The sequence below is a fragment of the Shimia sp. R11_0 genome, assembly GCF_017744035.1.
In the GTDB taxonomy this organism is placed as follows: domain Bacteria; phylum Pseudomonadota; class Alphaproteobacteria; order Rhodobacterales; family Rhodobacteraceae; genus Shimia; species Shimia marina.
Window position 1 is genome coordinate 24,701 of sequence record NZ_JAGHQY010000005.1, and the last position, 15,389, is coordinate 40,089.

At 58.4% G+C, this 15,389-nt stretch carries 8 protein-coding genes; all 8 read left to right on the plus strand.

What is annotated here, in order from left to right; all coding sequences use genetic code 11:
- The first annotated feature begins 57 nt into the window (after nt 1-57).
- The 8 genes from J7382_RS11530 to J7382_RS11565 all read left to right on the plus strand — a co-directional run bounded on the left by J7382_RS11530 (nt 58) and on the right by J7382_RS11565 (nt 15,351).
- Complete coding sequence (locus tag J7382_RS11530) at nt 58-1,605, plus strand: hypothetical protein (RefSeq protein ID WP_209069181.1); 1,548 nt, start codon at nt 58-60, stop codon at nt 1,603-1,605.
- A 46-nt stretch (nt 1,606-1,651) separates the two neighbouring features.
- Nucleotides 1,652-2,629 (plus strand): hypothetical protein, encoded by a 978-nt coding sequence (locus tag J7382_RS11535; protein WP_209069182.1) that lies wholly within the window; start codon nt 1,652-1,654, stop codon nt 2,627-2,629.
- A gap of 41 nt (nt 2,630-2,670) precedes the next feature.
- On the plus strand, nt 2,671-5,127 hold the full coding sequence (locus J7382_RS11540; RefSeq protein ID WP_209069183.1) for an acylphosphatase: 2,457 nt from the start codon (nt 2,671-2,673) through the stop codon (nt 5,125-5,127).
- Between the two features lie 126 nt (nt 5,128-5,253).
- The gene (locus J7382_RS11545; RefSeq protein ID WP_209069184.1) at nt 5,254-7,593 is read left to right on the plus strand and encodes an ankyrin repeat domain-containing protein; all 2,340 of its coding nucleotides are present in this window, start codon (nt 5,254-5,256) and stop codon (nt 7,591-7,593) included.
- A gap of 413 nt (nt 7,594-8,006) precedes the next feature.
- On the plus strand, nt 8,007-9,932 hold the full coding sequence (locus tag J7382_RS11550) for a thiocillin family RiPP (protein ID WP_209069185.1): 1,926 nt from the start codon (nt 8,007-8,009) through the stop codon (nt 9,930-9,932).
- A gap of 117 nt (nt 9,933-10,049) precedes the next feature.
- Nucleotides 10,050-12,296: a TOMM precursor leader peptide-binding protein gene (locus J7382_RS11555; RefSeq protein WP_209069186.1), complete on the plus strand. Its 2,247-nt coding sequence runs from the start codon at nt 10,050-10,052 to the stop codon at nt 12,294-12,296.
- A gap of 11 nt (nt 12,297-12,307) precedes the next feature.
- On the plus strand, nt 12,308-13,717 hold the full coding sequence (locus tag J7382_RS11560; protein WP_209069187.1) for a SagB family peptide dehydrogenase: 1,410 nt from the start codon (nt 12,308-12,310) through the stop codon (nt 13,715-13,717).
- Entirely contained in the window at nt 13,717-15,351 is a 1,635-nt protein-coding gene (locus tag J7382_RS11565) for a S41 family peptidase (RefSeq protein WP_209069188.1), read from the plus strand. Before J7382_RS11560 ends, J7382_RS11565 begins: the two co-directional genes overlap by 1 nt.
- The last annotated feature ends 38 nt before the right edge of the window (nt 15,352-15,389 follow it).

The window sequence follows — 15,389 nt, forward strand, 5'->3', positions numbered from 1 at the left end:
AGTCGAGCGCAAAAACTATTTCCAAATCAACAACAAACATATGGGTTCGTGGGTCGCATGTCCGAAAACACTCTGGTGGCACAAACCATCTGCACCCGCGAAGGCCACGACTTCGCAAAGATCTTCAAATTTCAATTTGTCCTGAGCAAAACGCCTCCTAAAACATCCGAGAGCTGGCGCGCCTACAAAGTGTCCGACTGGACATTGCAGGCCTGCCCGTCGCTGCGCGTCACCCCCGTCCTCGACAGCGTCGGTGACCTTGTTGGCTGGTTTCTCGGGATCGGCATCACGGCCGCAGGCGACGCAATCACCCAAAGCCTCCCCCTGCCTGCGCAACAGAACGCCGACGATTTTTTTGACAAGGCGCAGGATGTCATTCACGGCATCGCCGGGCGGTTCGCAATCATTTTGGCAACATCTGACAAACAGCGCATGTACTTTGATGCCGCGCTGGATCAGTCCGTGGTTTATAATGCAGACGCCGGACTTATCGCCTCTTCAGCCACTCTGGCAGCTTTCGGCGAGCCGCAGACCAATCCGTTGTTTGATCGCGATGCCATTCTCAATGGGCACAACTACTATGCCTTTGAACACACCAGCGATCCACGCGTAGAACGCGCTTTCCCAAATCATTACCTTGATCTGAAAACCTTCGCGCTCCCCCGTGTCTGGCCCTTGGCAGAAACGCCTTTTGACATTATGCGCGCCCGGCGCAACGGGCTAATCTCCCGGATGGAGCGGCGCCTGCGGCAGATCATGCATGGGCTGTTGCGCAATTTTGACTGCTGTCTGCCCATCTCTGGCGGCCATGACAGCCGCTTGTTGCTGAGTTACGGCAAAGGCGAGTTACACAACCTCAGCACAGCCTTTTCCCACGCCACCAATCACAACACGCTTGTTGACAGTTTGATTGCCGCCAACATCTGCAAAATCTTTGATGTCCCGCATCAGGTGATCAACGTCTTTGGCGAAGAGCACAAAAAGCAATTGGAGCGCCGCAAAAACATGCGCCGCTTCAATGAATTTGCCCTCCGCACCGGCTTTGAGGGGGGCACACGCGACCGGCGCGCAGGCCTGGCAAATGCACTTGCTCCGAAACATGAGGTGCTGATCCGCGGCAATCTCGTCGGCATTCTCAGCGCGCAGCAATACGGTCGCCACTTGCTGGATGCGCCATTCAATCTCAACTTCGCCCTCGCCCGCCTGCGCATTCAGGACAACTGGTCAGAAGAAGATCTCAACCGATGGAGCGCAAGATATCTGCGCTGGCTCAACACCCTGCCCAAAGCGGCGCATAGCCGCACCTATGACCTTGCCTTCCTCGAATTAGTACAGCCACACGCTTTGGGCGCTTTGCTGAATGGCTCCACCAATGCCTATCACGTCAATCCGTTCAATGATCGCACGCTCCTGCACGGCTCCATGCGCCTACGTCCGCGCTATCGCCTGTCCCGCAAAGCCATCGACACCATGCAACAAAACGCAGCACCGGAACTGTCTGTGGTGCCCTTCACGTCAGACACCAAACATGTCGTGATGAAAGCGCTTGGGAAATCCCCGCCGTGGGAAGATCTGAAAGACCTCGACATATTGCAGCAGAGTTAGCCACCACCTGCGCCCCAAATGGCACAACAAGCCACGAAAGACCGCCATGAGCACCGATCAAAAACCGATTTTTATCCACATCGGCACGCAAAAAACCGGCTCCACCTCCATTCAGGCCTTCCTTTGGGGCAAGCATAAAGAATTGCATGCCAATGGTGTGCACTATGTCAAAGCCGGCCGCAAACGCGCGGCCCACAATCACCTTGCGATTGTTGAGCGCAACGGTGATGTGACCCCTCTGATGGAAAACCTCGTGGCCGAAATCGAGGCGCACCCGGACCACACCCATGTCATTTCCTCTGAGATGTTCTTTCGCAGTTCCGTCTCCGAGATGTTGGCGCAATACCTGCCGACTGAGATGAAGCCTCGGGTGCGGCTGATTGCCTATCTGCGCCGTCAGGACAAATTTCTTGAGTCCATGTTCAAACAGGCGCTCAAAAACGGGCGCTTCCGGGGCACCCCTCAAGCCTATTGGGCCAAACGTGGCAATGCAGTGCGCTACAGTGAGGTTCTGGATAAGTTTGCCAGCGACTTTGGCAAAGAGGCTTTGATCGTGCGCCCCTTTGAACGCGGTGCCTTTCCTGAGGGCGACATTGTCAAAGACTTTGCACAGCACATTGGCGTAGATGCCGACATGACCAACATGCCGGATCAGGCCCCCTCCAATCTGACCCTCTCACATGAGGTTTCTCATCTTCTCGGCATGCTCAATCGCACCACCGATGTGAACACCCGTGTCCTGATCCGAGAAATTTCGCGGCATAACACGCGCGGAGCCGTACGCTCCAGTGATTGTTATCTGCCCTCCGAGCGGCGCGAAATCATGCAGACCTGTGCCAATGACAACGCCTATGTGCACCAAACCTACTGCCCAGAGTTGCCGCAGCTTTTTGACGTCAGCGATCTAGCCGATGACGTCGCCGACGTGCCCGCTACGGATGCCGAACGCCTGCAACACCTGCAGGAAGGGATCTATGCCGTGCTGCGCGCGATTGGAAAAACCCACAAGACCACGCCGCGCTGACAACGCGCACGCGACCTTTGCCTGCTGATGGAGAAAATCTGATGGCCGATCAAACAACAGGCACAACACTCGCCTTCCACTGCATCGTGGAAGGTGCGGTACAGGGTGTGGGATACCGCAACTGGGCGCGCAAAACCGCTCTTGCACTTGGGATTGGCGGCTGGGTCCGCAACAGCTCCAACCATGTCGAATTGATGTACGCAGCCTCTGCCCAACAGGCAGAAGACTTTGCTCTTGCACTCGCGTCTGGCCCGCGTGGCGCGGAAGTGACGGCTGTCAAACCCCGCAATGTCCGCCCACGCCGCTTTCGCACGTTCAAAATACTGGACAGCAAACACGCGCAGCCGCCTGTTGCCACGCCTCAGACATCTGCACCGCTCGCAAAACCCACGCCAGATCTTCACTATGATCCGGCCTATCGCGCCTTGTGCCAAAAACTCTACGACGCGCTGCCATCTGACCTGAAAACCCACAATCGGGGGCAGTCCATTCCAAAAGATTGGGGATTCAGTCAATTTGAAACCGCCGCTGCAGATGCGGGCTGCGTCGTCAGTCGCATCGATGCAGGCGCGCCCCGGCAATATCTGATGGAACACGCCGCGGGCCGCCTTGGCATGAGCAGCACCCGGCTCAGCACAGCCTCATATCTGGACACGCTGGTGGCCAATGACAAAACGCTGACCATGGCCGTTTTGCAGCAGGCAGGTCTGCCAACCCCCCAGAGCCATGTGGCTGATAACATCGATACAGCCTTGGCCCGCCTCTCCACGGCCAAGGGACCGCTGGTGCTCAAACCCAGTCATGGCTCCAACTCCGAAGGTGTCACCACAAACGTGACCACCCAACCCGCCCTGCACAGCGCGTTTTCTAAAGCGCAGGCTGCCGCACCGGATGGCCGTGTGGTTATCGAAGACTATGTCCGTGGTGTGGATTTGCGCATGCTGCTGGCAGGAGATCATTTCGTCGTTGCCTACCTGCGCCTGCCAGCCAATGTGATTGGCAACGGCACAGACACCATTGCGCAGCTGATGGCCGCAAAGAACGCAGACCGCGCAACGTTGCCCGGTATCGGGGCAGAGAATCCGATACCTCAAAATAGACTGACAGACGATCTGCTCGCTGCGCAGGACTTCACATATGAAAGCGTGCCGCCCAGTGGTCACTTCGTGCAACTTGGCCTGCGTCCCAACACCTCAGATGGGGCAGATCAGATCACCGTCACCGACCTGCTGCACCCGACCATCAAAGAGGCCTGCGCAGACGCCACCAAAATCTTGGGGTCTGAAAGCCTCTGGGGATTTGACGTGCTGTCCGAAGATTATACGCAACCTGTGGGCACAACACGCACGGTGTTCTGTGAGGCCAACAACCGTCCCTTTGGCGGCGTATTCCGCCATGCCACGCACGGTGCTTACGTGAACTTTTTTGAGCCTGTGATGGCCAAATTGTCTCCACCTCCAACCACACAGGCGTGGACAACTGCCCAATGGTATCTGCAGATCTCCGGGCCTCTCTCCAACAGCGAAACAGACGCGCTCAAATCACTAAATTTGGCTGATGCCATGTTGTCTGATGGCACGGTAGCATTGGGAGATATGACGCGCGATCAGGCGCTCAAACTCTACTTCAAGGCCAGTCGACATCCCACACTGCTGGGGCGTTTGGCCCTGCACAATAACGCCGTCCCTGACGTAGTAGTCCCAAGTGACGACATTATCGGTCCGTCGGAAGCGTCTGCCCCGATCGAAGTGGCAGAAACACTCACCGAAGCCATTGCCCAAGCCTACAACAACACGCAGGGGACAGCCGCAGCTGCTTGGCGCGACAACGTGCTGCGCTTCCATCACGATGACCGATTGACCCTATGGGACACTCAGGCCCCAACCAGCCTCGCCGCTTACCTGTTCCGCCCGGCCCGACAGATGTCGCTACGCACTGTTTTGGGCAGCGCCGGCCTGCCAATGACAGAAATACATGTGATCCCGTCAGCCAATGCACTGCTGCAATTGCAAAATTCACCTCCTGTCGCCGGGCAATTGCATCTGTCACGCAAATGGCACAAACGCACGACAGTTGCGGTGTCGTCAGATACAAACTTTGCAAGGCTTGCCACGCGCATCCCTGCAAACTGTTATCCACTGCGGCTCGATGCCTGGGAAACTGAGGATCACCTTAACGTGATCATGCTGGGCCAAACGCCAATCGCTGCTGGCCTGCACACCGCACAGGGTCTGCACAGTTTGCCAGAGATCCCATCAACACTGGCCCGATTGTCTGCGCAAATCGCAACGGCCATTCCTGGCTTTGGCCGCGCACGCCTTACGTTCCGACAATCCCAGAACGCAAGTTCATACTGGCGATTACAAGCCATTAGCAGCGACTTGACCCATTCAGATTTTGCAGCACCTGCCTCGGGACCGGCCATCGACATTGCCGCGCACATCGCGGCATCCCTGACCGAGACAGGAAGCAAGCAGCTTCCCGCGGCACAAAGCTGAGACATAAACACCGCCGCATGCAATCGCGACAATTGTCGCGGTTTTGCCAAAGCAACATGGCAATTTTCAGAGTCCGTCAACTTCTTTTCCTTACTCGAATAGGCACTAAAGTGATGGAGTCGAACATTGGACCAACGCGTATCTGCCGAAACCGCCGAAGATATTTTTGCCCTGATCAGAACAACCTCTTCTGAAGATGAAACCGGTCCAGTGGCGGAACTCCTGCGAAACGGGGATATCTCTGAATTGATGATTTCCGTCGCCACAGGTGATTTTGACGCCGTCAGAGACACCGCGCGTGTCGGCAGCGGCGTCAATTTTCAAGGCGCCTACGGCACCAGCCCCCTGCTCTTTGCCGCCGCGCTGGAACGCGCAGATGTGTTCAACTTCCTGCTCGAAAATGGCGCGCGCATCGACCTGAACATCGCCCCAGAAGCCTCTGCTGTCACATGGGCAGCGCGCTACGGCACAGTTGAGACCATGGCGATGGTGATACGGGCGGCTTTGCAAAAAGAAGAGCGCACCCATCAGATTTTCTTTCAAGCGCTTGAGGGCGCTGTACGCGCTGACAACCCAGCCCAGAAACTGGATCGTTTGGTCGGCTTTGGCTTCAATTTCGCCCTGCCCAACACGCAAAAACTGACGCCGATGCATGTTGCCGCACGTGCTGGCAATGTGGACGCGATCACCAAACTCGCAGCTTTTGGCCTCGATATAGAAGCCCCCGGTGATAGCGCCACTACGCCAATGCATCTGGCCGTCATGGCGGGACATATGCATGCGGTGGAGGCACTTTTGGCAGCCGGCGCGGATCTGGAAACACCGGATAGCCGTGGCGAGACGCCGCTGTTTTACGTCTCCTCGCGGGATGGCGGACAGGTATTTGACCATCTGGTGAAACTCGGTTCGAAAGCGGACACGCGACGCAAAGACGGGGGTACCATCCTACACAAAGCCGCTGCCTTGGGCGATGTGCGTCTCTTTGATCGCCTTGTGGCTTTGGGTATTGGCCTCGAGGATCAAGACAACAAGGGCAACACCGCCCTGCATGCCGCCTCTGCCGCAAGTCAGCTGGTCGCCATGCGCAAACTACACGGCATGGGGGCCAACATTGAGGCCCTTAACGGACGTGGCGAAACCCCAATCTTCCTCACCATCAATGCCGACAATCCGGCCGCTTTCCGTGCCCTTGAAAAACTGGGGGCCGATCTGGCCAAACATCGCACCTATGGTGCCTCTCTCCTGCACGATGCCGCCCGTTGGGGCCGCATGGAAATCCTGCAAACTCTGCTGGAAAACGGCGGCAATGTGGATTGCGTCAATGATTTTGACGAAACACCCATGCACTTCGCGGCCAAATTCGGCCACACCGATGTGATCAAAAAACTGCATGAATTTGGTGCCAATCTGGAGAAAGAAAACAAACAGGGCGAAACCCCGATCAACTCCACCATGGAGGCTCTGGGCCGGAAATCCTTTGCCACGCTCTCCCAGCTTGGCGCCAATACCAAGACGCTCAACCGTTTTGGCGAAGGCCTGATCCATTCTTCTGCGCGTTGCTCCGATCTGGAAATCTTTGAGAAGGTGATTGAGGAAGGCGTTGATGTAAACGCAACCTCCGAAATTGGTGAAGGGGCTTTCCACTACGCGGCACGCTCCCCCATTGCCGCAAAGAAGTTCGAAATCCTCTCCCTGCTTGGCGCTGAAATCGAGGCCGAAGATGATCGCGGCCGTACCGCGATGCACTCCGCTTGCGAAGCCAAGAACATGCCCGGCATTCTCGCGCTTTATGACATGGGGCTCAGCCCCGAAGCCAAAGACCGCGCAGGCGTGACCCCACTGCATCTTGCTGCCGCATCCAGCCGGGCCGATGGCGCACAAAGCTTCAAGACACTTGTTAAAATGGGTGCCGAGGTCAATGAAATGGATAGCGCCGGGCTCACGCCACTGCATTACGCTGCCATGTCCGGACACGCCTCCCACATCCGTGCGCTTGTGAAACTGGGTGCAAAAATCAACGCCACCGATCCAGACGGAAACACAGCGCTGCATCTTGCCGCCAAGGCCGAAAAGAAAGAGGCCATGGCGGAACTTTGTGATCTGGGCGCAGAGCGCGATGCCCGCAACAAAGACAACCACAATGCGCTGCATGTGGCTGCCATGGGAAAAACCCGCCGCATGGCCTCCATTGAAACGCTGCTCTCCAAGGGCTGTGACATCAACTGGCGCACCGGACTGGGCGAGACCGTCGCGCATCTCATCGCTGAAGATAATGATCTGAAACCGGTTGTTTTGATCCGCCACATGGAAGAACTGGCCGATTTGGGCGTGGATTTCTTCTTTCGCAACCGCAAAGGCCTCGGCGCCCTGCAGATCGCGCAGGAACATGTGGAAAGCCACGGCGCGGAATGGGAACGAAAAAAGATTGCTCAGCTACGCAAAAAACGGGGGCGCAACAGCAAGTAACCCACTTTCAAAATCTGTATATGACAGACCGGGCGTCACGATCGTGGCGCCCTTATTTGTATCAGCTTCCAGCAGCCGGAAGTTGAATTCTCCCAAAAACTCACGAACCACTCACGCTGAGCGACCTTGCGTTAACTTTTTCTTACGCTTGTATTTCAAGCCAAACTTAGAACGACAAAACCACGTTCAAATATCTGTTTTTATACGCAATAACCCAGCTCCAACCAAACGCACTGGTCACCTTAGAAACACTCAAGATCACCCAGATGAACGCCCAAGAGACAAATCCTAGGGCAATTCATACTTCTGACCCGCGCGTGATTCGCCTATCTTGGATGACATTGAAACGCACAGCTCCCACGCAATTTCTTTCGGGAGCGCAGTTACAAAAATTAAAAATTTAAGGAGCTGAGATGGCTAAGAAACCAGCCTCAGGACCGTCGGAGGAGTCTGCGGACGCCACCGACGGCACCGATCGCAATACGACCGCCGCATCGCCCCCTCCGGAGATACAGCTTACTTGGGCGAAAATCATTTCAAACGCCGCGCAGGATCCTGACTATGCTCAACGCGCTTTTGCGGATTTGGCCACTGCCTTTGCCGAATGTGGCGTGGCGGAGCTTGCTGACCTCGATCCGGAGCAGGACCTCGTGCCTGCCCTCTCGGACGCGCAACGCATGGTGAGCGGCGCTTTGAGCCTCAAAGCACAGGAACAGGCCGCCTCGGGCCTGCCCCCACAGGGCTACACACAAGGCTACAGCTGGGCGTGTTTTGCCTCCGCCCCACCTGCGCCGGATGCCCCCCCTGCCGAGACACCGGACACCGACAATTCTGACCAAAGCAATTCTGAAGGAGGAGAGACTGTGAACATGGATACATCAGCAACAAATGCCCCCATGATGGGCGGCTGCGTCGGCACATTCGGCACAGCTGGATCGCTCGGCACCGTGGGAGGCACCGCAGGCTCTGCTGCCACTGTCGGCTCTTATGGCAGCGCCGGAATGGTAGATCCTGAACGGCCCGCCGCTTCGCTTGTGACCCAACCCACCATGGCCACCAATTTCTCACAGGCCAGCAAACCCACCGTTGGCACAATCCGCCCGACAGAAGCCTGCGTCATGAGCCAACCTTGCACGCCAACCCAGCCCTGCGTGCCCACGCAACCGACACAGCCCACAGTGGCCACAATCAAAACGCAACCCACTGTTGCGAGCATCAAAACCCAACCCACGGTCGCCTCGATCAAGACGCAACCCACCGTGGCTTCGATCAAACCCACCACCGGTTCCATCCTGAGCCAACCGGCTCCGGTCTCCTCCACACGCCTCTCAGGGGCAAGCTACGCGGATCCCATGATGGGCGGATGCTGGGGCAGCGCAGGCACAATCGGCAGCGCGGGCACATTTGGCGGCTGTGCCGGGACAGTGGGCACTGGTGGCTGTTACGGCTGTGCCGGAGGAGATGAGGCCAAATTGACGCCGATGGACCCCTGCATGGCGTCACTCATGACCCAGCAAACCACCGCCTCCATCAAGCCAACGGTTTTGACACAGCCCCCGCGTCTGACTCAACCGGCCACAGAACTCACGCAGGCCACGATCAAACCCACCGTCGCCAGCCTCAAAACGGTCGGCTCCGTCCTCAGCCAACCCGCGCCGCTCTCCGCCGACCCCATGACGGGTGGCTGCAACGGCACCTTTGGCACGGTCGGCTGTCTGGGCTCTGTTGGCGGCACAGCGGGCAGCGCAGGCACGGTTGGCACCTACGGCTCAGCCGGCATTGTGAATGAGCTACAACCCTTGGAGCGTAGCAAAATCGCTACGCTGACGCCCTGCGTCAGTCCCTGTCAGATGACGCAACAGACCACAGCCACCATACATGGCAGCTTTGCCAAAGCACCTATGGCGGATCTGAGGTCCACCCGTCTCTCTGGTGCCTCAATGGGCTCCTTTGCCACCTATTGTGGTTGTGTCGCTGATGGCGCAGCAGCACAGGATCCCATGATGGGCGGATGCTGGGGCAGCGCAGGCACCATCGGCAGCGCAGGTTCCTTTGGCGGATGTGCTGGCACCGTTGGCACCGCAGCATGCTACGGCAGCGCCGGTGACAGCGTGGTGATGGAAACCGCAACCCTGCGCAATCCAACCCTCACACCTGTGATGCCAAAGGCCTCCCTTTCCACACTGCGCCCCCGTCAAATGACCCCATTGCGTGGCGAATTTGAGGACTTCGGCAGCTATTGGGATTTCGAAGGCATGGCCGCCAGCTATGGCTGTATGGCTTCGGCCTGCGCCGCCTCCATGGCTCAGCCTCTAAGCGGTGAATTCTACGACGACTGACACTCCCGGCAGGCGGTCCCCCATACCGCCATAGCCCCCGCATCGCCCGCCTGTCCCGCGGGCGATGCACCCTATGATTTCAAGCCAATGCCATTTGAATATTCGACGAGGTCTCCCATGCTGTTTCGCCCTATCTTAAAGGAAAACTATCAAGCCTATGCTGTTTATGGCGAAGGCCATGTGCTTCTGTCAGATGCGGACAGCTTCGCGTTGGAAGGTCACATTCTCAGCCACCTCTTGCCGCTGCTGAATGGCGAAAACAGCCGCGATGACATCGTCGCTCTGCTCAGTGCCATCGCCAGCGCCGAAGAAGTCTATGCGGCGCTGGATTATCTCACACACGCAGGCCACCTTCGCGAGGCCGATCCAGATGCCACAGCAGATGAGGCGCTCTTCTGGTCTTCCTTGGGGATCAACAGTCAGGCCGCCCGCGCCCAGCTGGCACAATGCCCTGTCACCGTTCTGGCACCAAATGCGCAGGAACAGGCCACGGCACTGGCGTGGGCCCAATCCGCTGGTCTGAGCATTGATCAGGAAAACGGCTGTATCAAACTTGTGATCGTCGAAGACTATCTGGACGAAAACCTGCGCGCTCTGAATGCCGAACTGACAGCATCGGGTGATCCCTGGCTGCTGGTGCGCCCATGGGGTCTGACACCGCTGGTTGGTCCGTTGTTCATTCCCGGCACCACCGGGTGTTGGGAATGTCTGGAAACACGCCTGCTTGAAAACCGTGATGTCGAAGTCATGTTGGCCGGGCGAATGGCCATCAAAGGCGCGCCTCCGCGCCCTGTTGTGCAGTCTGATGCCTTTTATGCGCAGGCACTGGCCACCGCGACAACACAGCTCATGCGCTACATCGTGGCCGGAGCCAATCCCGAGATCACGGGCGTGATCAACCAATTAATGCCCCTTACTCTGGAGCGCAAACAACACAGCCTGCTGCACCGTCCCCAATGCGCCTGTTGCGGCGATCCCCAAAAGGGGTTGATTGGTGGCGCACCCAAGGATTTTGAGGTCCGCCAATCCGCGCAGGGCGTCGAAAACGGCGAGCGCAGCATGACCGCCGCAGAAACCTACGCGCGATACGCCGCGCATGTCAGCCCGCTGACCGGCGTCATAAAGGATCTGACGCCCTCTCCCTACAACGGTGTCACCCCTCTGCGCACCTACTCGGCAGGAAATAATCTTGCGGTCAAACCAGCGGGCCTCTGGGGGCTTAAGCAAAACCTGCGCTCTGTGTCCTCTGGCAAGGGGCGCACCGATACACAGGCCCGCACCTCTGCCCTCTGTGAGGCGCTTGAGCGCTATTCCGGCAAGTTCCGTGGCGAAGAAATCCGCATTCCCGCATCACTGGACATGCTGGGTGACAGCGCTCTGCATCCCAATGAACTGATGCTCTATTCCGATCAGCAATACGCCGATCGCGAGGCATGGAACGCGCGCGGCAGCCAGTTTCAGATCGTGCCTGAAAATCAAACCCATGACGAGATCGTGGAATGGACACCGGTCTGGTCAATCACCCAAAAGCGGATGAAATACCTCCCCACCTCCATGCTGTTCTATTCTTACCCAGCACCGGACAACCGCTTCACCTCTTGGGCAGACAGCAACGGTGCCGCCGCGGGCTCCAGCTATGAAGACGCCTGCCTGCAAGGTCTCATGGAGTTGGTGGAACGCGATTCCGTGGCCATCTGGTGGTACAATCGCCTCGCCATGCCCGAGGTGGACCTCACAGGGCTAGATGATGCGTTCGTCGCCGAAAACCGCGCCTTTTATGCAGAGCATAAGCGTGAGTTCCACGTGCTGGACATCACCACCGATCTGGGCATCCCGTCTTTTGTGGCCATCAATCGCCGTACCGGCGGCCCGACAGAAGACATCGTTATGGGCTTTGGCGCCCATCTGGATGCGCGCGTGGGCATCATGCGGGCCATCACCGAGATGAACCAGTTTATGCCAGCGGTGCTTTCGGTCGGAGTTGACGGCCGCACTCACTACGCCTTTGACGATCCCGACAGCCTCAACTGGTGGCAAACCGCCACCTATGACAACCAGCCCTACCTTGTGCCTGAAGGCCCTGCGCGCAAGCTGACCGATTATGCCCCTCTACCAGACGGCGACATCACCCACACACTGCGCACGGCCATCCAGCGTGTGGAAGAGGCTGGGCATGAAGTACTGGTGATTGATCAGACCCGCGCCGACATTGGCCTTCCCGTGGTGCGGGTCTTTGCACCGGGCCTGCGCCACTTCTGGGCCCGCTATGCGCCGGGGCGGCTATACGATGTGCCGGTCAAAATGGGGCGTCTGGATGCGCCGTTGCGCGAAGACCAGCTCAACCCAATTGCCATGTTCCTCTGAGGAGAGCCGCCATGATGCATGTCTGGATTGACCCCGGTCACGACACCGAAAGCGCGGCCCTGCTCGAAGCTGCACTGGCCCCCCTGCGTGTGCACGCCCCAAGCACCTGCGCACAGCTCCTAGAGTGCCTCAACACATCCAGCGGAACCAGCATCGCGGATCTGCAGGCCATCACCGCCACAGCAATGGACGGCGGAGAAACCATGGCATCGGATGTGTTGCTCAGCCTGTTGCAAAGCCTTGGCGCTATAGGCTCGCTACGCTTTGGCTCCGCCGACAGGGCAGAGGCCGTGCTCACCCTATGGTCCATGCAGCCTGACCTTCTGCCCACGATGGATCTGACGATTGAGGAAACTCTCACCTACCGTCTGTCACGCTTTGCAACCCTGCGGCGCGAAGGGAGTCGCCTGATCATCGAACGACCGCTCTCCGGCTATCGTGCCGCAATCCGCACCGATACAGTGACAGGGGCCAAACTGATTGCCCTGTTCACCGAAGGCACCACCGTCGCTGGACTGGCCCAAGGGCGCATCCCAACCGCCCAGCGCGCGCCAATCTGTGCCATGCTGGCACAGGCTGGCATCATTGCACCGCAGGACGAAAACGGCCTCCTGCCCGAAGACAAAGATGACACCCTGCGCCAGTGGCAACCGCAGGATCTGGCCTTTCACGCCCATTCCCGCATGGGGTTTGCCAATGATCCCATCGGCGCGACTTTCTCTTTCAAAGACGAAATCTACGCACAGCCCGCGCTGCATCCGGAACCTGACAACCTCGGCAGAGTGCCGCTCCTTGCGCCAGAGCTGAGCATGCTTGCCGCGACGGATATCTCGCTGACGCAGGCCGTGGAGCGCCGCAGTTCCCGCCGCCCGCAACTGCGACGCGCACTCACTCTGGCAGAGCTGGGCATTTTCCTGTTTCGCACCGCCCGCATCCGCTCCCATTTTGAAACCGATATCGGCAGTTTCACCTCCCGCCCCTATCCGTCCGGTGGGGGGGCTTATGAATCTGAAATCTACATCACCGCACAAAACATCGCTGGGCTGCGTCCCGGCTTTTACTACTATGCCGCAGCCACGCACGAGCTACTGCTCCTGCGAGAATGGGATGACGATTGCGCAAGCCTCGCACAAGACGCGCTCACCGCAATGGCCATGACATCTGCCCCCGATGCCGTGCTCACCTTTGGCAGCCGGTTTCAACGCATGCAGTGGAAATACGCGGGCATGGCCTATGCCACGCAACTCAAGACCACCGGCGCGGCCTATATGGCCTTCTATCTCGCGGCCACCGCGATGGGTCTGTCCCCCTGCGGCCTCGGGCTGGGCAATGCCGCCACCTTCGCCCGCCTGACAGGGCAAGATCCCCATTTCGAAGGCTCCATTGGCGAGTTCGCCTTATCCGGTCCGGGAGACGCCTGATGCCCAACACCCCAAACAGCCCCTCTTATGCTCTGTTTGCTCTGCGCAATCAGACGGTTGAAATCTCCTCAGGTGATCTCAGCGCCATTGCCCTGCAACTGCGCGATGTGTTGCGCGACTACTATGTCCATCTGCCGCAAAAAACCGCCTCCATGGCCATCAACCCTCTGCGCGAACTTGAACTTCTCGCGGATGATGCGGCGGCTTATCCCTCCACTGCGGCCTATTTGCAGCGTCTGGCCCGTATTTTCCTGAAGCTGCGGGATCGCCACACCTCCATCCGCCTGCCCGCCCCCTGGAACGCCATGATCGCCTATCTGCCCTTTGTGGCAGAAAGCTGCTATGAGGCCGGACGACGCAAGCTGATCGTGACAAAACTGGTGGAAGCGCCAGACGATCCGCATTTCACCGTCGGGGTGGAACTCACCCATTGGAACGGCACCCCCATTCAGCGTTTTGTCGAAACCCTGTCTTGGCAAACCAATGGCTCAAACCCTTGGGCACGGATCGCATTGGCGCTGCGCGCTCTTACCCTACGGCCTCTGGCATTTGCGCCCCCTCCAGACGAAGACTGGGTCACGCTGACTTATGTGGACGCCACCGGCGCCCAACGACAGGCCACATTTCTGTGGCAGATGACATTCAAACCAGATGCAACCGCGGGCGCGGGCACCCGTGAGAGCGGGAATGTGCCCCTTTTGGGATTGGATGAGGGAACCGAAGTGGTCAACCAAACCCTGAAATCCCTGTTCTGTGATCCCGGGCAAAACCGCCTGCGCGGCCGTGGCCTGACCGTAAGCGGCTCTGGCATGCGTTTTGATGAACTGCAGGGCGCAACCGGTGCCGCCCCCGGCGTGCGCCCCTCCGTGATGACCCTGCCCGATGGCAAGAGCTTTGGCGTTCTACGGATTTTTTCATTTGGCACCCGCAATATACGCGGCTTTGTCGAAGAGATCGCCGCCCTGCTCCTGCAGATGCCGCAAACCGGGCTGATTGTGGACGTGCGCGCCAATCCGGGCGGCACCATCCCCGCAGGAGAAGCCCTCCTGCGCCTGCTCACCCCAAACCCCGTAGACTTCAGCCGGAATGCCTTTCTCGCCACCCCCGCCACACGCCGTCTCAGCAGTGGCGCCGCCTTCTTTCAACGCTGGCAGCGATCGCTGGATATGGTGCTGGAAACAGGTGCCACCTTTTCGCAGGGCTTTCCGCTGGTGGAAGATAGTCATTGGCAGGGGTTGGAGGGCACCTACAAAGGCCCGGTGGTGTTGATCACCGATGCCTTGAGTTATTCCACAACAGACTATTTTGCTGCGGGCTTTGAAGACAACAAGATCGGCAAAATCATAGGCTTGGATCCCACCACTGGCGCAGGTGGGGCCAATGTCTGGAACCTTGGACAAATCTCACGCTTTTCTCAGGAAGGCGGTGCCGCCCCCCTGCCCCCAATGCCAGCAGGCATAGAAGCCAACATCGCCGTGCGCCGCGCCCTGCGTGTGGGGCCAAACCATGGCCTGCCCCTCGAAGGTCTGGGGGCCAATCCTGATATCCTACACCACACCACGCGGCGTGACGTGGTCGCCGGCAATCAGGATCTCCTGCTGCGCGCCGCCGATGTGCTTCAAGGCGCGATCTGAGCCTCCCGCAGATTGAACGCAAAGGCGGTTGCCTCTAT